The organism is Arthrobacter sp. Hiyo1, from assembly GCF_001263615.2.
Taxonomy (GTDB): domain Bacteria; phylum Actinomycetota; class Actinomycetes; order Actinomycetales; family Micrococcaceae; genus Arthrobacter.
This window is the reverse complement of the sequence record NZ_DF952468.1, coordinates 819,228-821,750: the sequence shown is the minus strand read 5'-3', so window position 1 is coordinate 821,750 and position 2,523 is coordinate 819,228. Positions and strand designations below refer to the sequence as shown.

Annotated in this window: 3 protein-coding genes; 1 reads left to right on the top strand and 2 read right to left on the bottom strand. The window is 63.2% G+C overall.

Annotation, left to right across the window (positions count from 1 at the left end; all coding sequences use genetic code 11):
• The coding region (hpaB, locus tag AHiyo1_RS03555; RefSeq protein WP_084784338.1) for a 4-hydroxyphenylacetate 3-monooxygenase, oxygenase component at positions 1-1,399 on the bottom strand (1,399 nt) is incomplete at its 3' end.
• A gap of 64 nt (positions 1,400-1,463) precedes the next feature.
• Entirely contained in the window at positions 1,464-2,000 is a 537-nt protein-coding gene (locus tag AHiyo1_RS03550; RefSeq protein WP_059387630.1) for a flavin reductase family protein, read from the bottom strand.
• Positions 2,001-2,145: 145 nt separating this feature from the next.
• On the opposite strand from AHiyo1_RS03550, the gene AHiyo1_RS03545 reads away from it, so the two are divergent.
• A partial coding sequence (locus tag AHiyo1_RS03545; protein WP_445286180.1) for a helix-turn-helix domain-containing protein occupies positions 2,146-2,523 on the top strand: 378 nt, incomplete at its 3' end.

The following is a 2,523-nucleotide window of genomic DNA, read 5'->3' as shown; positions in this document are numbered from 1 at the left end:
AGCTGTTCACGAGGGCGGCAGCCATGCGGACGGGGTCGCCGAAGAAGAAGTACTCATAGAGGGCCTGGCGCCCGGCGAACGCGGAAATGCTGGCATCGAAAGCGAGCTTGAAGAGGCGCACGCGCTCCGGGCCGGTCAGGGTCTTCGCCTGCAGGTACAGCTCGATGTCCGGCAATGCCTCGCTGGCTACGTCCGCTTCGCCCGGCAGGGCCATGAGGCCCGACGCCGAGAACTTCCGGATGATCGCGGGGAACCGCTGGGCAACCTTGGGGTACCAGTTGCGTGCCGCATTCAGGGTGGGCCAATGCGGCAACAACACGCCATCCGGGCTTGGAGCTGCCTGGGCCTCCGCGGCCACCATGAGGGCCTTGCCGATTTCGACGGTCTCGATCAGCTCCGCGAGGTCTTCCTGGATGTGCTGGAATCCGTCAATCCCGATCGACGCCGCAATCTCAGAGGCCAGGCCGAGGAAGAACTCGCTCTTCGCGATGGTCCTCGTGACCACCTGGTGGGTCATGAGGGCCCCGGCGCCGGTCTCGGAGTAGAAGGCATTGCACAGCTCGGGATGGCCGAGCATGAAGATGCGATCGTTCGGAACGAATACGTGGTCGAAAACGACGACGGCGTCCATCTCCTCGAAGCGGCTGGCGAGCGGCTCGTCGTGGGTGCCTCCGCCGTTGTAGAGCGAGGTCCGGCACAGGTAACGCATGCCCGGCGCATCGTTCGGGAGGGCGAACGCGTAGGAGTAGGGAGCATCTTCCGGCGTCGAGCGTAGGAGCGTCGAAGGGAACACGAGGAGCTCGTCGGCGATCGGCGCGATGGTGGCGAGCATACGTGCGCCGTGGACCACGATGCCGTCTTCCCGCTCCTCGACGACCCTGGCCGAGAGTTGCCCGCCGAGCTGTTCGGAACCTGACACCGAACGGTTGACTTGCGGCGGGATCAGCGTGTGCGTCGCAAGGAGATCGTTCTCGCGGCAATGCTCATAGTATTTGCGGATGTTTTCGCCGAACATCGGATCGGCCTGGGCAAACCATTTTTCTGCGGCCGCGAGTGCCGTAAGGGCGCCGTTCATGTAATCACCCGTCCGGCCCAGGAACCCATGGGAGTACTCCGCCCAAGTGCGGATGGCCGCATGCCGATGTTCGAGGTCTTCCTTGGTGCGCGGCACCAGGAACGAGGCGTTCACCCGGTCACCCGTCGTCGGGGACTCGTAGGTGAGGGCGTCCGCATACTTCGGGTCATGCTGCATGTCGAAGAGCTTCGCGTACGTGCGGGCCACATTCCTGAAGGACGGGTGGTCGGCGATCTTCCCGGTGACCATTTCGCCGTCGATCAGGACGTGGGGGTTCATCGAGTTGAGCTTGTCCAGGTACTGCTGTCCGGTCCGGATTCCCATGGTTGTCTCCAATGATGGTTGTGCTGAAACGGCATACGGATGCGGCGTCGACGGGCGCCGGCAACTACAGAAGATCCTCCATTCCCAATTGGCTTTCCGGGATAGTGGTGAAAGAGCTGTTGGCGAACGCGAGCGCGTCGCCGCTGCGGTAGTTGAAGTCCACCACTTCACCCACGTAGAGGGTGTGGTCTCCGCCGTCGTAAGCCGCCCAGGGCGTGCATTCGAAATAAGCGAGGACGTTGGATAGCCGGGGCGCCGTGTCGCCTTCTACCCAAAGGGGCTCGGGCCCGGGTCGGCCCGCGAAATGCAGGGCGAGTTGCTTCTGTTCGGCACCCAGGATATTGACGCTGAAGGGGCGCCCGGCCAGCTCATCGTGGGCTTTGGCGTTGCGGGCGATGCTGACCAGGACCAGCGGCGGTTCCATGGATACGGCGGTGAAAGAGTTGACGGTGATACCGTGCCGCTTGGTGGCGCCGTCGAACGTCACGATAGCGACACCTGTGGCGAAGCGGCCCAGGCTGCCGCGGAAATGATGTGCCCGCGGCCGCGAAGTGCGGCTCAACGGACCGGGCTCCGCATTATGGCTGGACTTGGCAATCATCGTTGATTCCTGGCTAGCGATTGTTCCATATGTGAATTTGTTCTATATTTGAACAACAAATTCTCATACAGAACCATAGTCTCTTGTGAGTGACAGCACAAGACGGCGGGCCGGTCGCATTAGGCCCCAACATAGGATGGAGCGCATGATGTCTCCCAGCGCCGCAAAAAGTCTGCAGGACACGACGGCGACGGTCTCGCCTTCGCAGACCCTCTCCCGCGGAATCCAGGCCCTGGAAATCCTGGCGGCAGCAGAGCGCCCGTTGACCATTGCAGAACTCGCCGGCGCCCTGGGCGTTCATCGCTCGGTGGCCTACCGGATCCTTCGCACGCTGGAGGATCATTCCCTGCTGGTGCGCGACGACGCCGGCCGTGTTCAGCCAGGTCCCGGCCTTGCGGTGCTGGCCCGGGGTGTCTCCCGCGACCTCCAGACGGCCGCCCTACCGGAACTGACCCAGCTTGCCAACGCCCTGAACATGACGGCATTCGTCGCGGTCTGGGATCATCAGGACTGCGTCACGCTG

What these genes read in the sequence shown, in the direction of transcription:
- AHiyo1_RS03550 (WP_059387630.1), bottom strand. Translation starts at nt 2,000, where the DNA reads ATGATTGCCAAGTCCAGCCATAATGCGGAGCCCGGTCCGTTGAGCCGC.